20 protein-coding genes are annotated in these 20769 nt (G+C 61.3%); 9 read left to right on the forward strand and 11 right to left on the reverse strand.

Annotation, left to right across the window (positions count from 1 at the left end):
- Nucleotides 1–6: 6 nt before the first annotated feature.
- From ADN01_RS15175 to ADN01_RS15185, 3 genes are all read right to left on the reverse strand, one after another.
- Nucleotides 7–849: a class I SAM-dependent methyltransferase gene (locus ADN01_RS15175; RefSeq protein ID WP_062418821.1), complete on the reverse strand. Its 843-nt coding sequence runs from the start codon at nt 847–849 to the stop codon at nt 7–9.
- Nucleotides 846–1706 carry an AlkZ-related protein gene (locus ADN01_RS15180; RefSeq protein ID WP_062418820.1) on the reverse strand — a complete coding sequence of 287 codons (861 nt, stop codon included), beginning with the start codon at nt 1704–1706 and terminating at the stop codon, nt 846–848. The genes ADN01_RS15175 and ADN01_RS15180 overlap by 4 nt, the downstream gene beginning before the upstream one ends.
- A gap of 84 nt (nt 1707–1790) precedes the next feature.
- On the reverse strand, nt 1791–2948 hold the full coding sequence (locus ADN01_RS15185; protein ID WP_062418819.1) for a thiolase domain-containing protein: 1158 nt from the start codon (nt 2946–2948) through the stop codon (nt 1791–1793).
- 148 nt (nt 2949–3096) lie between these two features.
- On the opposite strand from ADN01_RS15185, the gene ADN01_RS15190 reads away from it, so the two are divergent.
- Genes ADN01_RS15190 through ADN01_RS15200 form a run of 3 tightly spaced genes read left to right on the forward strand, consistent with a single transcriptional unit; the run spans nt 3097 to nt 7048 of the window.
- Nucleotides 3097–4740, forward strand: coding sequence for a CapA family protein (locus tag ADN01_RS15190; RefSeq protein WP_147239076.1), 1644 nt, complete (start codon nt 3097–3099; stop codon nt 4738–4740).
- Complete coding sequence (locus ADN01_RS15195) at nt 4719–6419, forward strand: CapA family protein (RefSeq protein ID WP_147239075.1); 1701 nt, start codon at nt 4719–4721, stop codon at nt 6417–6419. The genes ADN01_RS15190 and ADN01_RS15195 overlap by 22 nt, the downstream gene beginning before the upstream one ends.
- Complete coding sequence (locus tag ADN01_RS15200; RefSeq protein ID WP_062418816.1) at nt 6416–7048, forward strand: cyclase family protein; 633 nt, start codon at nt 6416–6418, stop codon at nt 7046–7048. The genes ADN01_RS15195 and ADN01_RS15200 overlap by 4 nt, the downstream gene beginning before the upstream one ends.
- Here ADN01_RS15200 and fabL read toward each other — a convergent pair.
- Entirely contained in the window at nt 7045–7821 is a 777-nt protein-coding gene (fabL, locus tag ADN01_RS15205; protein WP_062418815.1) for an enoyl-[acyl-carrier-protein] reductase FabL, read from the reverse strand. The genes ADN01_RS15200 and fabL overlap by 4 nt on opposite strands.
- An 11-nt stretch (nt 7822–7832) precedes the next feature.
- Nucleotides 7833–8264: a DUF309 domain-containing protein gene (locus ADN01_RS15210; RefSeq protein WP_062418814.1), complete on the reverse strand. Its 432-nt coding sequence runs from the start codon at nt 8262–8264 to the stop codon at nt 7833–7835.
- A 117-nt stretch (nt 8265–8381) separates the two neighbouring features.
- On the opposite strand from ADN01_RS15210, the gene ADN01_RS15215 reads away from it, so the two are divergent.
- Complete coding sequence (locus ADN01_RS15215) at nt 8382–9728, forward strand: aminotransferase class III-fold pyridoxal phosphate-dependent enzyme (RefSeq protein ID WP_062418813.1); 1347 nt, start codon at nt 8382–8384, stop codon at nt 9726–9728.
- A gap of 63 nt (nt 9729–9791) precedes the next feature.
- Complete coding sequence (gene trxB, locus ADN01_RS15220; RefSeq protein ID WP_062418812.1) at nt 9792–10760, forward strand: thioredoxin-disulfide reductase; 969 nt, start codon at nt 9792–9794, stop codon at nt 10758–10760.
- A 78-nt stretch (nt 10761–10838) separates the two neighbouring features.
- Here trxB and ADN01_RS15225 read toward each other — a convergent pair whose 3' ends face one another.
- On the reverse strand, nt 10839–11990 hold the full coding sequence (locus ADN01_RS15225; RefSeq protein WP_082389742.1) for a LysM peptidoglycan-binding domain-containing protein: 1152 nt from the start codon (nt 11988–11990) through the stop codon (nt 10839–10841).
- 108 nt (nt 11991–12098) lie between these two features.
- Here ADN01_RS15225 and hemW point away from each other — a divergent pair, with 108 nt between their 5' ends.
- A complete protein-coding gene (gene hemW / locus ADN01_RS15240) occupies nt 12099–13283 on the forward strand; it encodes a radical SAM family heme chaperone HemW (protein WP_075071250.1) in 1185 nt (394 codons plus the stop codon).
- Here the strand turns inward: hemW and ADN01_RS15245 are convergent.
- The 5 genes from ADN01_RS15245 to ADN01_RS15265 form a co-directional block, all read right to left on the reverse strand.
- Entirely contained in the window at nt 13280–14320 is a 1041-nt protein-coding gene (locus ADN01_RS15245; RefSeq protein ID WP_062418810.1) for a L,D-transpeptidase, read from the reverse strand. The genes hemW and ADN01_RS15245 overlap by 4 nt on opposite strands.
- A 31-nt stretch (nt 14321–14351) precedes the next feature.
- Nucleotides 14352–15044 (reverse strand): lysophospholipid acyltransferase family protein, encoded by a 693-nt coding sequence (locus tag ADN01_RS15250; RefSeq protein ID WP_160318446.1) that lies wholly within the window; start codon nt 15042–15044, stop codon nt 14352–14354.
- A gap of 14 nt (nt 15045–15058) precedes the next feature.
- Nucleotides 15059–15997, reverse strand: a complete 939-nt coding sequence (locus ADN01_RS15255) for a diacylglycerol/lipid kinase family protein (RefSeq protein ID WP_062418808.1) — start codon at nt 15995–15997, stop codon at nt 15059–15061.
- 134 nt (nt 15998–16131) lie between these two features.
- Nucleotides 16132–16674, reverse strand: a complete 543-nt coding sequence (locus ADN01_RS15260) for a YceI family protein (RefSeq protein ID WP_062418807.1) — start codon at nt 16672–16674, stop codon at nt 16132–16134.
- A 58-nt stretch (nt 16675–16732) separates the two neighbouring features.
- Nucleotides 16733–17185 (reverse strand): MarR family winged helix-turn-helix transcriptional regulator, encoded by a 453-nt coding sequence (locus ADN01_RS15265; RefSeq protein WP_062418806.1) that lies wholly within the window; start codon nt 17183–17185, stop codon nt 16733–16735.
- A gap of 318 nt (nt 17186–17503) precedes the next feature.
- On the opposite strand from ADN01_RS15265, the gene ADN01_RS15270 reads away from it, so the two are divergent.
- The 3 genes from ADN01_RS15270 to ADN01_RS15280 all read left to right on the forward strand — a co-directional run bounded on the left by ADN01_RS15270 (nt 17504) and on the right by ADN01_RS15280 (nt 20763).
- Nucleotides 17504–17860, forward strand: coding sequence for a hypothetical protein (locus ADN01_RS15270; RefSeq protein ID WP_062418805.1), 357 nt, complete (start codon nt 17504–17506; stop codon nt 17858–17860).
- Between the two features lie 75 nt (nt 17861–17935).
- The gene (locus ADN01_RS15275) at nt 17936–20311 is read left to right on the forward strand and encodes a signal peptidase I (RefSeq protein ID WP_062418804.1); all 2376 of its coding nucleotides are present in this window, start codon (nt 17936–17938) and stop codon (nt 20309–20311) included.
- A complete protein-coding gene (locus tag ADN01_RS15280) occupies nt 20308–20763 on the forward strand; it encodes a calcium-binding protein (RefSeq protein ID WP_062418803.1) in 456 nt (151 codons plus the stop codon). The genes ADN01_RS15275 and ADN01_RS15280 overlap by 4 nt, the downstream gene beginning before the upstream one ends.
- Nucleotides 20764–20769: the final 6 nt, after the last annotated feature.

Raw genomic sequence — 20769 nt, forward strand, 5'->3', positions numbered from 1 at the left:
GGCGGGCTATTTATAGGCGGTGATGCCCAGCAGATCCTGATCGCCGTTGGTGTGGATGCCGCCCAACGAGGGATAAATGGTGATGTCGCGAAAGCCCAGCAAGGTCAGCAGGCTGCCGTATTGGCGGGCGGTGTAGGCCTGAAACGATTGGGCATAGCGGGTCACTTCAGCCGAGGCAGCGTCCACGATGTAGTAGCGGCATGTGGCGGTGTTCTCTTGGGGATCCCAGACATGTTCTTCCAAAACGAGATGGGGCTGGTCAGAGAACAGACCGGCGTCTTGCGTGTACCATGTGGAGGAAGATTGGCCGATGGCCTGGACGGCTTCGTAGGTGTGCGGCTCCAGGACGAGAACCCCGCCCGGGCGCAGGGCGGCGTAGGCTTTGGATAAAATGCGGCGGATGTCGCCGGGGGAAAACACGTTCATCTCGCCAAACAGGAACAAAACCGCGTCAAAGTCCTCGCCAAAATCCGCTTCGCGCAAATCGGCGCAGTGGTACTGCGTGCTGCTGGCTTCGCTTTGGGCGGCTTGCAGAGCGTATTGGATGGAGGCAGGAGAATAATCAATTCCCGAACCGATGTGCCCCAACTGCGCCAGGCGGCTGAGATACAGCCCCGGGCCGCAGCCCAGGTCTAACACTCGCCCCGGGCGGGCGGTCAGGGCATATTCATGAATCCAGGCCACCTGGGCGGCAATTTTCTCGGTGCGGCGGCTGGCCCAGTCGTGATCCTGCGAGAGGTGTTCATTTAACATGCGCTGACTGAAAGCTGGGTCGTGCCAAGGGATGTTATCGCCTTCGGACCAAGGCAGGGGCTGGGGGACGCGGGAGATCAGATCATTCAGGTTCATGGCAGGACCTCGGGATGAGCAAACAAAGGCTGGGGTTCGTCCGGCAGGGTGACGTCCGCTAAAAGGCGGCCTGCCGCGGCGCTGGCCTGGATGAGCATAAGGGTGAGCGGGATAGGCCAACCGAACAGGCGGGCGGCCTGGGGGGCGCTGGCGGCGCCGACGGCGCGGAAATAGGTCTCTAGCAGATAGGCGCGGGCTTCGTTTTCCTGGATGGGGCCGGCCTGGGCTTCGATCTGCGGAAAATGGCGGGGGAGGATGTCGTAAATGAAGGCGTAATGCCAGGCTCCGGCCTGGGCCACACCCACTGGCAGCAGCTTGAGCTGCACTTGCAGGTCGTCGAGGGCTTTGTTAAAGCGGCTGGTAGAGGTCGCCGCGGTGAGGTTGGCCGCCCGGCGCAGATCCAGGGTGTGCAGGGGGCCTTCACGCAGCAGAGCTTCGTAGATCAGCTTGGATTCCAGGGTCAATGTGCCGGATAGATATTGATCCTGATAGTCATTTTCGTAATCGCCGTAATTGGGGGAGAGGGCGTAGAAATGGGGCAGGGCGTCCAGCGAGGCGATGGTGTTCCTGCGGCGCAGCAGGCGGCCGTAATACCAGCGGCGCTGACCCAGCAGACTGTCTTTCCAATCCCAGGTAACGTGCCCGGGGTCATCGTGTTCATCCGGCACGGGACGATCCCCGGCGGCTGCGGCCCACAGGGAGGGCAGAATCACATTTTTGATCGGCCAGAAGAAAAGGAAACCGCGCTCCTGGGCGAAAGCCACGGCGTCTTCGCGGGTGTGCAGGCGCAGCCCGGGCTGGGTGCGGAAGGTGCGCGCGCGGTAACTGGCAAGCTGTTGAGGTGTGATCTGCGGCATGGTTCCTCGGCTGAATCAACAGAATCCAACTATACCCGCTTCACGGGCAAAGCTGGAAATCTTTAAGAATCCAAAGCGGATGCGCTATGAACAGCCGAGGATGTGGGTGAGGATATTGGAGCCGCTGCCGCCGATATTTTGGGTCATGCCGATGCGAGCACCGTCAATTTGGGCGCCGCCCGCCTCCCCGCGCAGCTGGCGGATGACTTCCACGATCTGATACATACCGGTGGCGCCCACGGGATGGCCGCGGGCCTTGAGACCGCCGAGGGTGGCGATGGGGATGCGCCCGGTGGGCCGAATTTCACCGTCTAAGGCCAGGCGGGGGGCCTGACCGCGTTCGGCAAAGCCGCTGGCTTCCAGCGAAAGGGCAGCCATGATGGTGAAGGCGTCGTGCAGCTCGAAGAAATCAATATCATCGGGGGTCAGGCGCGCCTGGCGGTAAGCTTGCTGAGCCGAAAGGTAGGCGGCCTGCAGGAAAGGCCCGTGGCGGCGGTTGTGGACGGCGATGGTGTCGGTGGCGCCGGAGGAAGCCAGCACGGTGATCACCCGCGCCCCCGGCAGGCGGCGCAGAGCTTCGGCTGGCACCAGGAGCACAGCGGCGGCGCCGTCGCCCATGGGGGAAGCGTCCATCACGTTGATGGGATCGCACACCACCGGAGCGTTGAGATAGGCTTTTTCGGAGATGGCTTTTTGGAAGCGGGCGTAGGGGTTATGCGCGCCGTTGGCATGGGCGTTGAGGGTGAAGGGCATAAAGTCGGCGTGCTGCCAGCCGTATTCGTGCATGTAGCGGCGCATCACCAGGGCGTTGAGGGCCACGAAAGACAGTCCCTGATCGCCCTCCCATTCGGCGTCGGCGGCGGTGGCCAGCTCGGCGGTGATTTCATTGGCGGGGGAGTCGGTCATTTTTTCGACCGCCACGGTCAGGGCGGTATCCACCGCACCGGAAGCCACGGCCAGCACGCCGGTGCGAAAGGCGGCGCTGCCCGAAGAGCAGGCTGCCTCCAGGCGCAGGCCTTCGGCAAAACGCATGCCGATCCAATCGGCGATATAGCTGCCCAGGTGCTGCTGGAAGTTGGCGGAGCCAGACATCATGTTGCCGGTGTAAACGGCATCCACACGGCCCACACCCGCATCCTGCAGAGCGGCCAGGGCAGCGTCCCCGGCCAGTTCGCGCAGCGATTTATCCCACTGTTCTTCGACTTTGGTCTGTCCAATTCCCAGTACTGCTACTTCACGCATTGTCGGCCCACCTTTCTGTGATCATCTTCACCCTGATTATAAGCCGCGGGGCTGTCAGGAACTATCAGATTGAGGGGTATAATACCCCAAAGCCGATCGCGAGGCGAGAAAAACGATACAAACCTTGTACAAAAGGCGGAATCAAAGGTTGAAACGGCATTTCCTGAGATTATGGGTACTGACCAGCGTGGTTAGTTTGGTGCTGAGCGCGTGCATTCCCGCGCAGGCCGCGCCAGACACCCCCGTGCTAACCTCCACGGCAGCATCCAGCCTGGAGCGGATAGAGCAGACAGCCACCGTCCCCGCGGAGGCCGCGCCCGTGCGCGTGTGGGTGGGGGAGGAAGTGCCCCCGGCTCTCGCACGCAGTGTGAAACTGGGCGATGGGGCGGTGTGGGCCAGCAGCTCTGCCGAGGCGGATGTGCGCCTGGGGTTGGCGGAAAGCGGCGCAGAGGGGCCGGAAGCGCAGTGGGTGTACGTGTTGGCGGCCCCCTTCCCGACCGTAGAAGACGAAGTCAGTGCGGCGGCGCTGCGCTCGGCCTGGCAGGGCAAAACGATGCTGGGGGGGCACGCCCTGCGCATGAGCGCGGCCACGTCCGCGGCACTGGAAGGGCTGTGGGGCCAGGCCGGGGCTGAGGCGGTGGAAATTTTACCCGAAGGGGAACTGCTGGCCGCGGCCTGGGGAAAGCAGCCCGGCTGGGTGGTGATCCCCTTTGAGGCGCTCTCGCCGCGCTGGAAGGTGCTGCGCGTGGGCGGGCAAAGCCCGTTGGACGCCGGTTTTTCCGCGGAAAACTACGCGCTGACCGTGCCCTACCGCTGGACGGGCGAGATCCCCGCAGGACTGAGCTGGGCTAAGACCAACCGCGAGGCCGGGCGCATGACCAGCCTGGTGCTGACGGGCACGACCGCTTTGGTGCGGCAGGTGGCGCTGCGCATGGAAGAGAAGGGGGTGGATTACCCCGGGTTGAAGATTGGGGATTGGCTGCGTGAAGCGGACATCACCCATGTGAGCAACGAGGTGCCGTTTGATTCCAACTGCCCTCCGGCCGTACCGCTGCGGCGGGAGATGCGTTTTTGCAGCGACCCGAAGTATATGGAGCTGCTGAGCGGGCTGGGGGTGGATGTGGTGGAACTGACCGGAAACCACCTGATGGACTGGGGGCCGGAAGCCATGTTGGAGACGATGGATGTGTATGCAGCCCACGATGTGCCCACCTATGGAGGCGGGCGCAACCTGGAAGAGGCTCAGGCGGTGCTTGAAATGGAACACAACGGCAACCAGCTGGCCTTTGTGGGCTGCAATGTGATGGGGCCGGAGGTGGATTGGGCGACGGAAACCACCCCAGGCTCGGCGCCGTGTGATCTGGACGCGCTGGAAGCCCAGGTGCGCGCCCTGGCGCAGGCCGGAAAGCTGCCCATCGTGACCTTTCAGCACTTTGAACTGGATGATTTCCGCCCGCAGTCCGCCCAGCGCATTGATTTTCAGCGCATGGCAGCGGCGGGGGCGGTGATCGTGAGCGGCAGCCAGGCGCACCATGCCCAAACCATGACCTTTGTGGGCGATTCCCTGGTGCATTACGGGCTGGGCAACCTGTTTTTTGATCAGATGACCAAGGCCAACCGGCCGGCATTTATCGACCGGCATATTTTCTATGACGGACGCTATGTGGGGACGGAACTGATGACGATCCTTCTGGAAGACGGCGCGCAGCCGCGGCCGATGACCGCCGAGGAGCGCAGGGTATTCTTGGGTAAAGTGTTTGGCGCGGCCGTGTGGCCAAAGGTGACGCCTTGAGACGGGCGCGGACAGCTTTCTTGCTGGTATGCCTGCTGCTGGCGGGCTGCCGGGCTGCCCCGCTGCCGCGGGCTGTGCCGACGCCGTTTCAGCCGCTGATGCCCACCGCCATGCCCACGCCAGCCCCCTTCACCCCCACGCCGGAGGCGCGTCTGTGGGTGGATCCCATGCTTCCGGCAGACTTGCGCGAGGCAGTGCAGACGGTGGGTGCGGTGAAAACGGCCGAACGCTTCGAAGAGGCCAATTTGCACCTGGGGGTAACCTTTACTCCCAAGCGTGCGGCGGAATGGGTGTATGCTTTGGCGGCGCCGTTTTCCAGCCTGGACGATGGGGTGGATGGTGAGGCGCTGCGGGCTTTTTGGAGCGGAAAGGAAGCCCCAGGGATGCCGGAGGAGCCGATTTTGATGAGCGCTGAGACTCTGGCGGCTTTTGAGGCGCGCTGGGGGCAGGCCGCGGCGGGGGCGGTGGAAGTGGCCTCAGCGGAAGATCTGCTGAAGATTGCCTGGGGCCAGCCGCAGCGCTGGGCGCTGATCCCCTTTGAGGCGTTGGAACCGCGCTGGAAGGTGCTGCGGGTGGACGGCGTCTCGCCGCTGGACCGCGAATTTCAGGCGCAATCCTACCCGCTGACGGTGTATTACGGTGTGGTGGAGGGCGACCCGGCGGGGTGGGTGCAGTTTCCGGCCAGCAACCGCGACAGCCAACGCCTGACGGTGGTGGTGATGAGCGGGGTGACGGCCCTGGTGCGCTCCACGGGGGCGAAGATGGAAACCCTGGGGATGCGCTATCCGGGCGAAGAGATCAAAGACTGGCTGCGGGATGCGGATTTTACGCATGTGTCCAACGAAGTAAGTTTTGATCCGCGCTGCCCGCCCGCCAACCCGCACCAAACCAGCCTGATGTTTTGCAGCCGCCCGGAATATCTGGATTTGCTCAGCTACGTGGGGGTGGATATCGTGGAGCTGAGCGGTAACCACGTGATGGATTACGAAGTGGGGTCGCTGCCCTATTCGCTGGAGCAGTACCGGCAGCGCAACATGCGCTATTACGCCGCAGGCATGACCCAGCAAGAAGCGCGCGAACCGCTGCTGCTGGAACATCACGGCAACAAGATTGCCTTTGTGGGCTGCAACCCGGCCGGCCCGCCAACCGTTTGGGCTACCGAAACGCGGCCAGGGGTGGCCAACTGTGATGACGATTGGATGACGGCCAAAATCGGCGAACTGCGAGACCAGGGCTATCTGGTGATCGCCACCGTGCAGTATTTTGAGCACTACGCCATGACCATCACCCCTTTCCAGCAGCGCGATTTTCCACCGCTGGCCGAGGCGGGGGCGGTGATTGTGCAGGGCAGTCAGGCGCATTACCCGCAGGGCTTTGGCTTTGTGGGCAACAGTTTGATCCATTACGGCCTGGGCAATTTGTTCTTTGACCAGATGTATGTGCCGGAGGGCTTTGGGGGACAGTCGTTTCACCCCGATCTGCCCATCCCCGGCACGCGGCTGGAATTCATTGACCGGCACGTGTTTTACGATGGCCGCTATGTGGGCAGCGAGATTTTGACCGCTGTGTTGGAAGATTACGCGCAGCCGCGCCCGATGAGCGCGGCGGAACGGCGCGTGTTTTTACAGGAAGCCTTTCGGGTCAGTCTTTGGCCCGCCGATGAGGAGAATCAACCATGAAAATCTACGATATTTCTGTGCCGATCAGTCCCAGTTTGCCCACCTGGCCGGGGGACCCGGCGATTGAGATCAGCATGCCGGACCGCATCGCGGACGGGTCCGTGGCTAACATTTCACGTCTGGCCTTCGGGGTGCACACCGGCACACACGTGGACGCGCCGCTGCACTTTGTGGACGGGGCCGCCACGGTGGACGCGATGGGCCTGGACCCGTTGGTGGGGCCGGTGCAGGTGGTGGAGGTAAGCGATGATGTGACTGCGGTGGACGCCGGGGTGGTGGCGGGCTGCGGCCTGCGCCCCGGGGTGGAGCGCGTGCTGTTCAAGACGCGCAATTCCCGCTTTTGGCGGGAAGAGCCGCTGCGCTTTCATGGTGAGTTTACGGCCATCACGGCGGACGGTGCGCATGCTCTGGCGCAGCGCGGGCTGAAGCTGGTGGGGATTGATTACTACTCGGTGGCGCCCTTTGATGCGCCCACCCCCACGCACCAGATTCTGCTGGGGGCGGGCATCATGGCGCTGGAGGGGATTGACCTGGGCGCGGTGGCGCCGGGGGAGTACACCCTGATGTGCCTGCCGCTCAAACTGATGGGCGTGGAGGGCGCGCCTGCGCGGGCGATTTTGCTGGCTTAGCGCGGGACAGGCAGGGTGTAGCCGCCGTCCACCACAATCACCTGTCCGCGGATCATGCTGGCATCGGGTGAGCATAAAAAGGCCACCACGCCGGCCACATCCTGGGGGGTGACCAGGCGTCCGGCGGGGGTGTTGGCCACCGCGCGGGTGATGGTCTGCGGGTCGCTGAGGGCGGCGAAGTGCTTGAGGGCGTCCGTTTCCACGATGCCGGGGCTGACGGCGTTGACGCTGATATTCTCAGAGGCCAGTTCCACCGCCAGATAGCGGGTGAGGGCTTCGAGGGCAGCTTTCGAGGCGCCCACCGCCACGTACTCAGGCAGCACACGCTGGCCGCCGGGGCTGGAGATGGCCACCATGTGGCCGCCGCCGCGGGCGCGCAGCAGGGGCAAAGCCTGTTGGGCGGCAAACAGAAAGGCGCGGGTGTTGACGTTGAGGGTCCAATCCCAACCGCTGATCTTTTGCTGCATGGCGGGGCGGTTGAAGCCGGAAGCGGCGTTGCTGATGAAAATATCCAAACCGGCGAAGTGCTGCTGAATCTGGGCAAATAGGTGTTCGATGTCTTCGGGTTTGGAGAGGTTGGCCTGCACCACCAGAGCCTGACGGCCCAGGGCGCGAATTTGCGCGGCGGTTTCTTCGGCGGGGGCCTGATTACGGTGGAAGTTGACCACCACATCCGCGCCATCCGCGGCCAGACGCAAGGCGATGGCCTGACCGATGCCGCGGCCGGAGCCCGTGACGAGGGCAATTTTGCCTTGAAGGGGGGAGAGGCTCATGCGGTTGTCTCCTAAGAGTTATATTCGACGGGGCGAAAGAGGGCTGTGGGGAAAATGGCCGTGCCCTGGGGGCCAAGGCGCAGCAGTTCCTGCTCGGCGGCGGCAGCGTCCTGGCGCAGGCGTTCCACCTGGATACCGCGGCACACATCTGGGAAGGGGGCCAGCCAGCCCTGGGCGCGGGCGAAGAGTTTACAGGCGCCGCTGTATTTCCCTTGCTGAATTTTGTAATAGGCGACGCCCACCTGCAGGATGCCGCGGTACAGCTCGCGCACCGGGCCTGTTTCGGCGCGCCAGGCGGTTTCCAGGGCTTCGTGGGCCTCAAAATAGGCCCCGGCGTTAAACAGGCGCAGGCCGAGGAGTACATCTTCCGGCAGCGACCCCTGACAGGCGGCGCGCTTTTCGGCGGGGGTGAGGGTGAAGGGAAGTGGCTCGGGCGGGTTCATCGTGGCTTGATTATAGCATGGGGACGCGCCGGAAAAGGGTGGGAGCAGAGCGGACCAAAAGCGCGGTTCTATGATACGATTAACGGGAAGCAACCCATTTCACCTTTCGAGGAACCCATGTTCGAACTGGACGATCAGGATATTCTCCCGCTTTCGTTGGAACATAACTTCTGGACCTGGTCTGCACAAGGCAAGGTCAACCCCATTCCGGTCAAGCGCGCCAAGGGCGTGTATTTTTGGGATGTGAATGACAAGCGCTATCTGGACTTCAATTCGATGGTGATGTGCGTGAACATCGGCCACGGGGAAGAACGGGTGATTGAGGCGATGGTGGAACAGGCGCGTGAGCTGCCTTTTGCCGGGCCGGGGATGGCCACCAAGCCGCGGGCGCTGCTGGGCCAGGCCCTGAGCGAGATTGTGCCTGCCGGGCTGACGCGCTATCTGTACACCCTGGGCGGGGCTGACGCCAACGAGAATGCCATCAAACTGGCGCGGGGGAAGACAGGCAAATTTAAGATTCTGACGCGCTACCGCTCGTATCATGGGGCCACCTATGGGGCCATCGCCGCCACGGGCGACCCGCGGCGCGCGCCCTGGGAACCGGCGGTGATGCCGGGGGTAGTGCATTTCCTGGATCCGTACCGCTACCGCTCCACCTTCCACCGGCACAACCCCGATATCAGCGAGGAAGAATTCACCCAGGATTACCTCAACCATCTGGAAGAGATCATCCTGTATGAGCGCCCGGAAACCATCGCGGCCATTATGATGGAATCGGTGACGGGAACGAACGGGATCATCATCCCGCCTCAGGGCTACATGCAGGGTGTGCGCGCGCTGTGCGACCGCTACGGCATTGTGATGATCGCGGATGAGGTGATGAGCGGGTTTGGGCGCACGGGTAAGTGGTTCGCGGTGAATCATTGGGATGTGACCCCGGACATCATGACCATGGCCAAGGGGCTGACCAGCGGTTACGCGCCGCTGGGGGCGGTGGCTATGAAACCTGAAATTGCCGACGCTTACCGCGAGCGCACCTATGAGGGCGGGCTGACCTATAACGGACACCCCATTTCTCTGGCGGCGGCGATTGCCACCATCCGGGTGATGCAGGAGGATAAGCTGGTGGAGAAGGCTGCTGCCACGGGTGAGGCGATGGCGGATATGCTGGCGGAGCTGAAGGAACGCCACCCCTCGGTGGGTGAGGTGCGCTCGATTGGCCTGTTTGGCATTTTGGAACTGGTGCGCGACCGCAAAACCAAAGAGCCGATGGCGCCGTTCAACGGGGGCAGCCCAGAGATGACCGCCTTCCGCAAGTACATGCTGGATCACGGCGTTTTCCTGTACACCCACTGGCACACGGCGCTGATCATTCCGCCGCTGCCGATTACCACCGAGCAGCTGATGGAAGGCTTCTCGGTGCTGGATCAGGCTTTGGAGATCACCGATCAGGCTGCGCGTTGATGTCACTTTTCGGGCAGTACCGCGTCCAATTAATGAACAAATTTGCGATGAGGAGCATCGAACATGGATTTTAACCTGAGCGGATTATCGAGCGCCAAGCGCAGCCTGGAAAGCGAGCGGGTGAAGGTGCTGATTTTGGGGGCAGGCCCGGCGGGCATGTCGGCGGCGCTGTATGCGGCGCGGGCCGAGCTGGCACCGGTGGTGCTGACGGGCACGGCTTTGGGCGGGCAGGCCTCGCTGACGCATGTGATTGAAAATTACCCCGGCTTCCCAGAAGGCGTGGGCGGGTTGGAATTGGGCGAACTGTTCCAAAAGCAGGCCGAGCGCTTTGGGGCGCGCTTTGAATTTGACACGGCCACCAGCGTGGACCTTTCCAAGCGGCCTTTTTCGGTGAAGACCTATTCCAAAGAGTATCTGGCAGATTCGGTGATTTTGACCACGGGGGCCAGCCCCAACCATTTGCAGATTCCGGGGGAAGTCGAACTGACCGGCAAGGGCGTCTCCTACTGCGCCACCTGCGACGGCTGGTTCTTTAAGGATAAAAAAGTGGTGGTGGTGGGCGGCGGCGACAGCGCCCTGGAGGAAGGTTTGTTTTTGACCCGTTTTGCCAGCGAGGTCACCATCATCCACCGGCGCGATCAACTGCGCGCGGGGGCCATTCTGCAGCGGCGAGCGCAGGAAAACCCCAAGATCCGCTTTGTGTTCGACACGGTGGTCACGGCCGTGGAGGGTCAAAAAGCGGTGGAGCGGCTGGGCCTGAAAAACGTGAAAACTGGCGAAGAGAGCACGTTGGACACGGACGGACTGTTTATCTTCATTGGGCACACCCCCAACACGCAGCTGTACCAGGGGCAGGTGGAGATGACCCCGGCGGGGTATGTGGTGACGGATATGGAGATGCGCACCAGCGTGCCGGGCGTGTACGCGGCGGGCGAGGTGAACGACCCGCATTTTCGCCAGGTGATCACCTCGGCGGGCATGGGGGCGGCGGCGGCCATTTCGGCCACGCGCTTCCTGGAAGCCGAAGAATAGTCTGAACTGGCGCAAAGAATAAAAAAATGACGCCCTGGCATGTGCCAGGGCGTTGGTTTTTCTTGAGAATGTTGTTGGTTAGGGCGCGGGTGTGTTGACCGGTGCGCTGCCTGTGCCCCACCAGGTAAAGACCCGCGGGGTGCTGACTGCACCGGCAGAAACCCACACCGGCTGGCCTTCTTTATCGGTGCTGGTCTGGCGTACGGTGGTCACCGTCCAGCGGATGATGTGCGGAACGGTATCGTTGGGCCGGAAGGTGGCGGGGATGATGAGCTTGGTGTCGGTGACATACTGGGTCAACCGCCGACCGGTGCCTTCGGTGATGTCTTCTACCGTGACCATGTAGGATTCGTTATCGCGCAGGGTGCCGACCGAGGCCCACTGCAAGGTGATGGAATCAGCCGAATTGGCGAAGGCAGTACCGTCCGCGGGGAGAAGCAGGTTCGGCGCGGAATAGGGCGGGGGCGGCGTGGGGGTAGAAGTGGGGCCGGGGGTTGGCAGCCGTTCGCACAGCGGAATGGTGAGCTGCTGCCCCTGGTACACGATGTCGCTGGTCATGCCGTTGTATTCTTTGATTGAATCCATCGACACGTTGTAATTGCGGGCGATGCCGCCCAGGGTGTCGTTTTCGGCCACGGTGTATTCAATTTTTTCACAAGCCGCATCCGTGGCCTGCACGCCGGAGAGGGTGGAACTGGGCTGGGGTGAGGCGGTGGGGGTGGGCTGCGGGATGAACAATTTTTGACCGATAACCAGACTGCTGCAGTCGGTGGGCAGATTGTTCATGAGGATGATGCTGTTGACCGAAACGTTGAAGAACCCCGCAATGGTGGAGCAGTAATCCCCGGATTTGACGATGTATTCCAAAGTAGGCAGCGGGGTGAAGGTGGGGATTGCCGTGGCAGTGGGGCTGGTGGTGGGGGTGGGGGTGGCGGTGGCGGTGACGGTGACCGTGGGGGTGACGGTGGGTTCCACAACCCGCCCCGTCCCCTGGAGGACAAAGTACACCACAGCCGCACCGATGGCCAAAACCAGCAAAAGGAGACCCAGCGCAACCGGCAGGCTGATGGTGACCTCGGGCATTTTGGGGCCTTTGATCGCCTTCGCCGGAGATTTGGTGGGCGCGGGGACGAAATTGCGGCCGCAGACGAGACAGCGCGTGGCGTTCTCCGTCAGGCGGGTGCCGCAGGTTGGACAAATTTTGGTAGCGGAAGTGTTTTCAGGACTCATAGGATTCAGGAACCGGGGTGCTGCCCCCGGTCGGTGGGATTATACCATATCCTTTGGAGGGTCAAGGTCTGGCTGATTTTTCGGCCAGAGTGTGATATTCTATGGGAGATGGAAAACCACAGCGTCTATCTCCACATTCCATTTTGCCGCACACGGTGCGGTTACTGCGATTTTAACACAACCGCGGGGATGATGCTGCATATTCCTGCGTATGTGGAAGCCCTGACCCGCGAAATGCGCAGCGTGGGCGGGCGCAGCGGCCAAAAGGTGCGGGTGCACACCCTCTTTTTTGGCGGGGGCACGCCCTCGCTGCTGCCGCCAAAATCGGTTGAGCGCATTTTGACGACGGCGCGCGAGGTGTTTGCTGTGCAGCCGGAGGCTGAGATCACCCTGGAAGCGAACCCTGGCACGGTGAGCCGCGAGGGGCTGGCAGCCCTGCGCGCGGCGGGGGTGAACCGGCTCAGCATGGGGATGCAGTCGGCGCACGCAGAGGATTTGCAGCTTTTACAGCGCGGCCACACGGCTGAGGATGTGCGCCAGGCGGTGCGCTGGGCGCGCGAAGCTGGTTTTGAGAACCTGAGCCTGGATTTGATCTTTGGCCTGCCGCGCCTGAGCCTGGAACGCTGGAAGATCACCCTGGAGGAAGCTCTGGCGCTGGATGTGGAACATTTATCCCTGTACTCGCTGATTGTGGAAGAAGGCACGCCGTTGGCCCGCTGGGTGGAAACCGGCAAGGTGGAAGCGCCGGATGAGGACAGCGCCGCGGAGCAGTACGAATGGGCCATGGAGAGGCTGGAAGCGGCGGGGTATGTCCATTATGAGATTTCCAATTGGGCGCGGCGGCGGGCACAGGGCGGGCATTGGGGCAGCCTGCACAATTTGCAGTATTGGCGCAACCAGCCGTATTACGGTTTTGGGGCGGGGGCGCACGGCAGCTTGAATGGGCTGCGCCTGGTGAATGCGGCCGAGATGGCAGAGTACATCACGCGCTGTGCCGCGGGTGAAAGCCAGGCCTATCCGCGCGGACCGGCGACGGTGGAAGTGTTGGAGATTGACCGCGAGACTGAGATCGAAGAAACTTTAATGGTGGGGCTGCGCCTGACCGATGAGGGGGTGGGGCGGCAGGCTTTTTGGGCGCGCTTTGGGGAAGCGTTGGAAGACCGTTACCCGCGGCAGATTGAGCAGCTGACGCGCGAAGGGTTGGTGGAGCTGACCGATGACCGCCTGCGCCTGACCCGCCGGGGGCGGCTGTTAGGCAACCGCGTGTTCAGCGCTTTTTTGGGCGGGGATTAATCCACAATCACAACCGTGCCGTAGCCTTTTTTATCCCAATGATCCTTTTCAGCCACGGGGGTGGTCCAACGGTAAAGCCACTGGGCTTCGTGAACGCGCATGTTGACGCAGCCGTGGCTCATCATGCGGCCAAAGTTGTTATGCCAGAAGGCTCCGTGGAAGGCAACGCCGGTTTTGGGCTCAAAGAAGCCTGTCCAGGGCACGCCGGGAAGCTCATAGGCTTCGATGTCATCGGTGAGGTTGCCGTCGCCCATGTGCTTGGAGGGCATTTTGACCTGGATGTGGAAGGTGCCGCGCGGGGTGCTGGTGGGGATGCGCCCAGGGACTTTGGGCGAGGGGATGCCGGTTGACACCTCGGTATGCAGTACCACCTGATCACCCTCATAAGCCGTCAGGGTTTGCTCGGCGATGGACACCAGGATGCGCTTCTTTTCGGGAGGGACATCCGGTGAGATGGGGGCGAAATCGGCGGAGGTGAAGGCGCGCATGTGGGCAGCGGGGACGTGATAATCCACTTCGAGCAGCTCATCAATGATCTTGTACCAGGGCTCACCGTCGGGGCCTTCTTCCACGCCAGTGATCCAATGGTTGGAATCGGCGTACAGGCGGTACACCGGCCGCCAGCCGCCGCGCCCATCTTTGCGCATGGCTTGCGTGTAGGGAACGGTGATTTGGGCCAGCAGGCCGCTTTCGGGGATATGCGGCAGGACGGGGTTCAGACGGGGTGTGACGCGGTAGGTGTGGGCGCTGTGGATGTAACCGCCCCAAACGCGGTACCAGCGGGGGTTGTACTTGGGGGTACGGTCGGAGATGACCTCGCGGTAGACATGCACCAGGTCGTCGCGGAAGCGCTGGAAACGGATTTCACTGGTGTCGTCTGGCTGACTGTAAACCGAAACCGATTCCGTGCAGATGCGCAGCACGTCTTCACCCGCGAAGGATTCCCAGCGTTTGAAGAGGGGGCGAAAGGCCAAACCGATGATGCCGGCGGCGGCCAGGCGGATGAATTCGCGGCGAGTGTACTTTTTCTCAAACATGACGGCAGTACCTTTAAGGAGAGCGTCAGGGTCAGCGGAGCGGCGGTGGAGGCAGATTGCTTTGGACGCCGGGGGCAAAGACCAGGTAATCCTGGGTGGCGGCCTCAAGGTCAGCATAGACCCCGCGGTAAGCGGGCGGCAGCAGGGCAGCCATTTGGTACATGATCTCATCCACCATGCGCTGGCGAACCTCGCGCGAGATGGGGCTGGGCACGGGGCGGAGGGTGAAAGGATTGCCCACTTTAATGAAAAAGTCGGTACGGCGCAGGCGGCGGATGTTTTGATGGAAGCGTTCGCCGCCGTAATAGACCAGGGGCAGGATGGGCGCGCCCGAACGCAGGGCCAAAAGCACCACACCGGGGTGGCCTTTGCCCAGCACGCCGGTTCCAGAGCGGGTGCCTTCGGGGGAGACGCCGAGGATTTTGCCTTCTTGCAGAGCCTGCAGGGCTTTTTGGAAGGCTTGCAGGTCGGCTTCACCGCGGCGGATGGGGATGCCCTCCCAAATATTGAACAGGTAGCTCATGAGGGGTGAGTCCCAGGTCTCTTCTTTCACCAGGGCGGTGACGGCGCGCGGCTGAAGGTGGGTGACGATGATGGGGGCGTCCAAAAAGTTGACGTGATTGGCCGCCAGGATCAGCGGGCCTTGGTGAGGGACCAACGCCAGAGGCTGGTCGTGTACGCGGCAAAGCAGGCGCGCCAGACCTTTGACTCCTGAATTGACCAAAGAAGCGGTAAGCGTCATACCAGGGCCGGGGGTTGGGGCGGGCAAATGAGCTGGATGGCGTTGGGAACGATGGACATTTCGAGGAGATCGCCCTGAGTGCAGATGGTTTCACCGTCGGCGTGGGCAGGAAGGCTGCCTACCACAGCTTTGGCAGTGATACGCGCGGTGCGGCGCATTTTGATGGCAGGGTCGTTGATCTGCGCGCCTTTGGTGATTTTGCCGATCAGGTCGAGCATGCGGATGCGCCCCACCTGGGCGGCGATACACAGGTCAAATTTGCCGTCATCGCGGGCACTTTGGGGAGCCATGAAGAAGCCCCCACCCATACGGCGGCCGTTCATGATGGAAATCATCAGACAGGGCTGCGTGATGGTTTCATCATCCAGTTGAATCTCGATGGTGGGGGCCTTGAAGTAGAGGAACATGGTTTTGAGGGCGGCCACCAGATAGGCGATGAAGCCGGTCAGGCGGCTTTCGGCGGCCACAAAGCCCACCACAGCGTCAAAACCGATACCGACGCCGTTGCAGAAGTAGCGGCCCTGGGGATAGAGCCCGCCTTTAATGAAGCCAGCGTCAATGGGATGAGCCTCGGCGGCCGCCAGATTCTGGCAGGCGGCTTCAAAATCGGTAGGGATGCCCATGCTGAAGGCAAAGTCGTTGCCGCGGCCAATGGGGAGTACGCCAAACTTGACGCCGTTGGCGCCCACCTGGCGGGCCAGCATGATGCCGTTGAGCACCTCGTTGGCGGTTCCGTCCCCGCCCACGGCCACAACGATCTCGCAGCCCGCCTCGACTGCGTTCTGAGTTAGCTCGGCGGCGTGGAAGGGGTGTTCGGTGAGGGCGATGTCGTATTCCAGCCCCAGGCGGCGAAAGGCGGCCTCAATTTCGGGGATGGCTTCGGCGGCGGCTCCTTTGCCGGCCAGGGGGTTTAAGATCAGTTGATAACGGCTCATGCGCTTCATCCTCTTTGGGCATAGGGGTCAAGAACGTGTGTGGATTATAGCATAAGCGCCCAGAGAAAAGAAAACCCCTCGCCATCCAGAGGCATTTCATCTGTGACAGCGAGGGGGAGTGTGTGGAAGAATGCTTAGGCCGCGGCTTGGGCTTCAGGCTGCTTGACCAGCTCCGTTTCGATGTGAATTTCCACTTCTTCGCCTACCAGGAGACCGCCGGTCTCCAGGGCGACGTTCCATTCGAGGCCCCAATCCTTGCGGTTGATTTTGGTAGCGGCGTTGAAACCGGCGCTGACGGCGCCCCAGGGGCTTTTGGCCTGGCCCAAATATTCAACATCCAGAGTCACTTCTCGGGTGACATCCCGAATGGTGAGGTCGCCGACGAGGACGCCGCGCGAACTGCCCTGCATGGTAAAGCTCTTGGAACGGAAGATCATGTGGGGGAAGGCTTCGGCGTTGAAGAAATCGGCGGAGCGCAGGTGCGCGTCGCGCTGGGCTTCGCGGGTGTTGATGCTGGCTGTGGCGATTTTGGCTTCGACCACAGAAGCAGATGGGTTATCTTCGTCCGCCTGAACGGAGATTTCAAACTGTTCGAATGAGCCGCGCACTTTGGAAATCATCATGTGGCGAACGGAAAATTCGATAGCGGTATGGGCTTGATCAACGGTCCAAGACATGGTTAAGCTCCTTAGGGTTACAAGTAATTTGATGTCAAACGATAGTCTCAAAAAAAGATCAGGCTGTCTGACCTTTTCCGAGTTTACGACAAAGGTCGCTGAGGGTGCGCTGTTCTTCTGGGGTGAGCACGGACAGTTCTTCGGCGATGGCCTGAGCCTGCAGCGGAAACAGCTCTTGTATCAGGTCTTGCCCGGCGGGGGTGAGGGAGATGGTGATCATGCGCCGGTCTTGCGGGTCGCGGTCGCGGCGGATGAGGCTGCGCTTCTCGAGATTGTCGAGCACCAGGGTGATGTTGCCAGTGGATTTGAGCAGCTTGCTGCTGAGCACTCCCTGGCAAAGCGGGCCGAGGTGATAGAGGGCTTCGAGAACACCGAACTGGCTGTGAGTGAGGGGGGCCAAAATGCCGCGAGAGAACAAACGGTTCTCCAGGGCAGAGGCGGCGCGGGTGAACTTGATGAAGGTATCCAGAGCCAGAACGGTTTGCGGGTCACCGCGGAAATGCGTGGGCATAAAATCCTTTCACGTCAAATGATTTGATATCAAAATAATAATCAAAAAAAGAGAAAAGTCAAGGTGTTCTCATGAAACTCTTAATTTTCAACCACGGATGAAACCCCACGTCAGGGGACAAGCCCCTCGGAAACGAGAATTTGCGCTCTGGTGGAAAATGACCTTTCAGGAATATTACCAAAAAAGACCTATCTGGTTAGGATATTGCAATGAGATTGCTATATTCAGTCGCTGGAATCTGATGTAAAATGAAGCCGTAAAAGAAGTCAGGAAAAATAAAAAATTAAATAACTAGAAACAAACCGGGAGGAAATTCAAATGTCTAAGTCGTTTCGTTCCATCGCAGTTATCTTAATCGCTTTAGTGATTGCCGCTTCCACCTACGCTTTTGCTGCCGCCAACACGGTGGACCCCAGCAGCGCTGGCGACGGTTATGCCGCGATTTCCGGCTACACCATCACCAACATCCACTACACCCTGGCTGCCAACCCCCAGAATCTGGCGAGTGTTTCCTTCACCGCCACCGGCGCTGCGGCTCCGGCTTCGGTGCAGGTGCAGGTGGTCAATGGCGGCACCTGGTTCCCCTGCTCGCTGACGGCCGGCACGTGGACCTGCCCCATCACGGGTGTGACTGTTTTGCAGGCTGACCGCCTGACGGTTGTCGCGGCCCAGTAAGCCTTCTTTGACCCTGGAAAAGGGCGCGGACGCTGATCATGGCGCTCGCGCCCTTTTTCTATTATCATAAAGCGTATGCTGCGTTCTTTTTTGCTCCGCCCCGCGGTTATGGGCAGCGCCCTGATGGTGGTGATCACGGCGGCGCTGTGGGGTATTTTCGCGCCGATGCCGTTTGGGGGCCGCACGACCTATGTGATTGTCAACGGCAACAGCATGGAGCCGGGGTTTCACAAGGGCGACCTGGTGCTGCTGCGCCCGGCCCAACAGTATACGGTGGGCGAAATTGTCATGTACCGCTACCCTGGGCTGGGACCGGTGATCCACCGCATTGTGCGGCAAAATGGGACGCGTTTTGTCCTGAAGGGTGATAACAATGGCTGGGAAGACAGCTACGAGCCGGAGACCAGTGAAATTGCTGGTACGTTTTGGCTGCATATCCCGCGTGTGGGAATTGCGTTCGGATGGCTGCGTGAGCCGTGGGCGGCTGCGGCGGTGGCTGGAGGGACGATATTCGTTCTAGGGGTGCTTATGTTAAAACTGCCTGAACCTCGTGGTAAGCGCGAAACGCCTTTCTGGTGGAAAGGTTGGACGCGCAGCGCCAGTTATTGGCTGGCACGCTGGCAAGAACCGTATTTTATGGTGATGTATATCCTGGCGGCGGCGGGAATTGTGCTGGGCTTGTTTGCGTTTACCCGCCCGGCGCTGCGCCAGGTGGCGGATAATTTGCCTTACCAACAGACGGGCTACTACGTGTATTACGCCGATCTGCCGGTGAATCTGTATGACAACCGCCGGTTAGAAAGCGGCGACGCCATTTATCCACAGCTCAACTGCCAGGTGAACGTTTTGTTCCATTACCAGCTGCTTTCGGCGGCGGAGTTCGCGGGCGGGGGCAGCTATGCTTTGCAGGCCCGGGTGCGCGACGCGGCGGGCTGGCACCGCAGTTTTCCCCTGGGCGAAGCGGCGAATTTCAGCGGCGGTGATTTTCAGGCTCAGCAGGTATTGGATGTGTGCGCGGCGCAGCGTTTGATCACAGAGATGGAAGAGATGACCGGCGTGCAGCGCCCGCAGTATTATCTGGATATCACCCCCAACGTGCAGGTGGCGGGGACGCTGGGCGGGCGGATCATCAAAACCGATTTTGCCCCGGCGCTGAGCTTTGTGGTGGAGGATCAGCAGGTTTTCCTGAACACCACCGCAGTCCCTGGGGCCGATGTTCTGCGTCCCTCGGCGGCGGGCCTTTTGGAGGGTTCGCGCCTGGAAGCCAACACGTTGGATATTTCACGGGTGCGCATCCCCGTGAACACGGCGCGGGGCCTGGCGGTGCTGTTGGTGGTGCTGTCGCTGGTGGGGCTGGCGGTGCCGGTGGTGATGCTGCAGCAGGCGGAAAAGAAGGAAGAGAAGCTGCGGGCACACCTGGTGGCGGGGCCGAAGCTGGTGGAAGCGGCCGGCAGCTTGCTGGCTTTTGGCGACCGCACGGTGGAGGTGCGGCAGTTGGAAGATTTGACGCGCCTGGCAGAAAAAGCCGGCAGCGTGGTGTTTTTTCATGAAGACCCTCCGTGGGCCACCTATTTGGTGCGCGAAAACGGGGTTTCGTATTACTACCGCACGCTTTCGGCCGCCAACCGCGATTCTGCGCCAGAGGTGGGCAACTGGGGCGAAGATTTGGTGCGGGCGCTGCGCAACGATGAACTGGTGTTGTTTTACCAGCCCAGCGTTTCCATGCAGGACGGGCAGATTTCACAGGTGGAGGCTTTTCTGCGCTGGCAGCATCCAGAGCGCGGCTTCTTGATGCCGATGCAGTTTTTACCCTGGGCCGAAAAGAGCGGCCTGGTGCAGTTTATTGATGAGTGGGTGCTGAACACCGGCTGTTTGCAACTGCGTCGCTGGCAGGATCAGGGTTACCTCAACCTGCCTCTGGCGATCAACATTTCCTCGTACGAACTGCGTCAGGAAGGGCTGGCCAAACTGGTGGAGACGGTTTTGAAGCGCCATGAATTAAGTGCAGAAATGCTGCGGGTGGAGATTGACGAATCAGACCTCAGCCTGCAGCCCGCCATATTGGACAATATGCGCCAGTTGAAGGCGATGGGGGTGGGGATCTCTATCACGGCCCCACGAGGTGAATCGCTGGAGGCGGTACATTCCCTGCTGGATGTGGATCAGGTCAAATTTGGGCGGAATATGGTGCAGCAGGTGCTGGCTACAGAGAGCAACAGCCAGTCGGCGCGGCAGTGGATTCACCAGGCGCACCAGCGGCACATCAAGGTGGTGGCGATGGGGGTGGAGACCCAGGAGCAGTACGGATTCTTCCAACTCAGTGCCTGCGACGAGGCCCAGGGGTTCTTTATCAGCCCGCCCATGCCCGCGGAGGATTTGACGCGCGCGCTGAAAGCCGGGCCTGACTTTAAGAACCCGGCCTTGGGCAACGGCAGCGGAGGTGCGGCATGAGGCCCCTGCGAACGGCGCTGGGGGTGATGGGGGTTCTGGTACTGCTGGTGCTGCTGAGCGCCATTGGGGCGTTTGCGGCGGCGAATGTGATTCCGCCTTCCTCGGCGGGCATTTATTCCGAAACTACCGAACCGCTGTATTTCCGGCCCGATGAATGCAGTGCAGTGCCAGTAACGAATATCATCCTTGGCAGCGGGAGCATCAACGGCACCAATCAGAGCGATCTGATCCTGGGCAGCTCTGGGAGTGATACGATTGACGCAATGAACCGCAGCGACTGTATAGTGGGGGGTGGCGGCAACGACACCATCTATGGAAGGAACGGCGCGGACGTGCTGTTGGGCGGTGAAGGGAATGATTACCTGGACGGCGGCAACAACAAAGGCGACGTTTGCTACGGCGGTCCAGGGTGGGACACCGCGGTCAACTGCGAGACCTTCCAGCAAGATTGAGCTAAA

This window comes from Levilinea saccharolytica, from assembly GCF_001306035.1.
GTDB lineage: Bacteria > Chloroflexota > Anaerolineae > Anaerolineales > Anaerolineaceae > Levilinea > Levilinea saccharolytica.

What these genes read in the sequence shown, in the direction of transcription:
- fabL (WP_062418815.1), bottom strand. Translation starts at nt 7,821, where the DNA reads ATGAGCCTCTCCCCCCTTCAAGGCAAAATTGCCCTCGTCACGGGCTCC.
- ADN01_RS15255 (WP_062418808.1), bottom strand. Translation starts at nt 15,997, where the DNA reads ATGAGCCGTTATCAACTGATCTTAAACCCCCTGGCCGGCAAAGGAGCC.
- ADN01_RS15245 (WP_062418810.1), bottom strand. Translation starts at nt 14,320, where the DNA reads ATGTTTGAGAAAAAGTACACTCGCCGCGAATTCATCCGCCTGGCCGCC.
- ADN01_RS15275 (WP_062418804.1), top strand. Translation starts at nt 17,936, where the DNA reads ATGCTGCGTTCTTTTTTGCTCCGCCCCGCGGTTATGGGCAGCGCCCTG.
- trxB (WP_062418812.1), top strand. Translation starts at nt 9,792, where the DNA reads ATGGATTTTAACCTGAGCGGATTATCGAGCGCCAAGCGCAGCCTGGAA.
- ADN01_RS15180 (WP_062418820.1), bottom strand. Translation starts at nt 1,706, where the DNA reads ATGCCGCAGATCACACCTCAACAGCTTGCCAGTTACCGCGCGCGCACC.
- ADN01_RS15175 (WP_062418821.1), bottom strand. Translation starts at nt 849, where the DNA reads ATGAACCTGAATGATCTGATCTCCCGCGTCCCCCAGCCCCTGCCTTGG.
- hemW (WP_075071250.1), top strand. Translation starts at nt 12,099, where the DNA reads ATGGAAAACCACAGCGTCTATCTCCACATTCCATTTTGCCGCACACGG.
- ADN01_RS15270 (WP_062418805.1), top strand. Translation starts at nt 17,504, where the DNA reads ATGTCTAAGTCGTTTCGTTCCATCGCAGTTATCTTAATCGCTTTAGTG.
- ADN01_RS15280 (WP_062418803.1), top strand. Translation starts at nt 20,308, where the DNA reads ATGAGGCCCCTGCGAACGGCGCTGGGGGTGATGGGGGTTCTGGTACTG.
- ADN01_RS15185 (WP_062418819.1), bottom strand. Translation starts at nt 2,948, where the DNA reads ATGCGTGAAGTAGCAGTACTGGGAATTGGACAGACCAAAGTCGAAGAA.
- ADN01_RS15215 (WP_062418813.1), top strand. Translation starts at nt 8,382, where the DNA reads ATGTTCGAACTGGACGATCAGGATATTCTCCCGCTTTCGTTGGAACAT.
- ADN01_RS15200 (WP_062418816.1), top strand. Translation starts at nt 6,416, where the DNA reads ATGAAAATCTACGATATTTCTGTGCCGATCAGTCCCAGTTTGCCCACC.
- ADN01_RS15225 (WP_082389742.1), bottom strand. Translation starts at nt 11,990, where the DNA reads ATGAGTCCTGAAAACACTTCCGCTACCAAAATTTGTCCAACCTGCGGC.
- ADN01_RS15260 (WP_062418807.1), bottom strand. Translation starts at nt 16,674, where the DNA reads ATGTCTTGGACCGTTGATCAAGCCCATACCGCTATCGAATTTTCCGTT.
- ADN01_RS15265 (WP_062418806.1), bottom strand. Translation starts at nt 17,185, where the DNA reads ATGCCCACGCATTTCCGCGGTGACCCGCAAACCGTTCTGGCTCTGGAT.
- ADN01_RS15210 (WP_062418814.1), bottom strand. Translation starts at nt 8,264, where the DNA reads ATGAACCCGCCCGAGCCACTTCCCTTCACCCTCACCCCCGCCGAAAAG.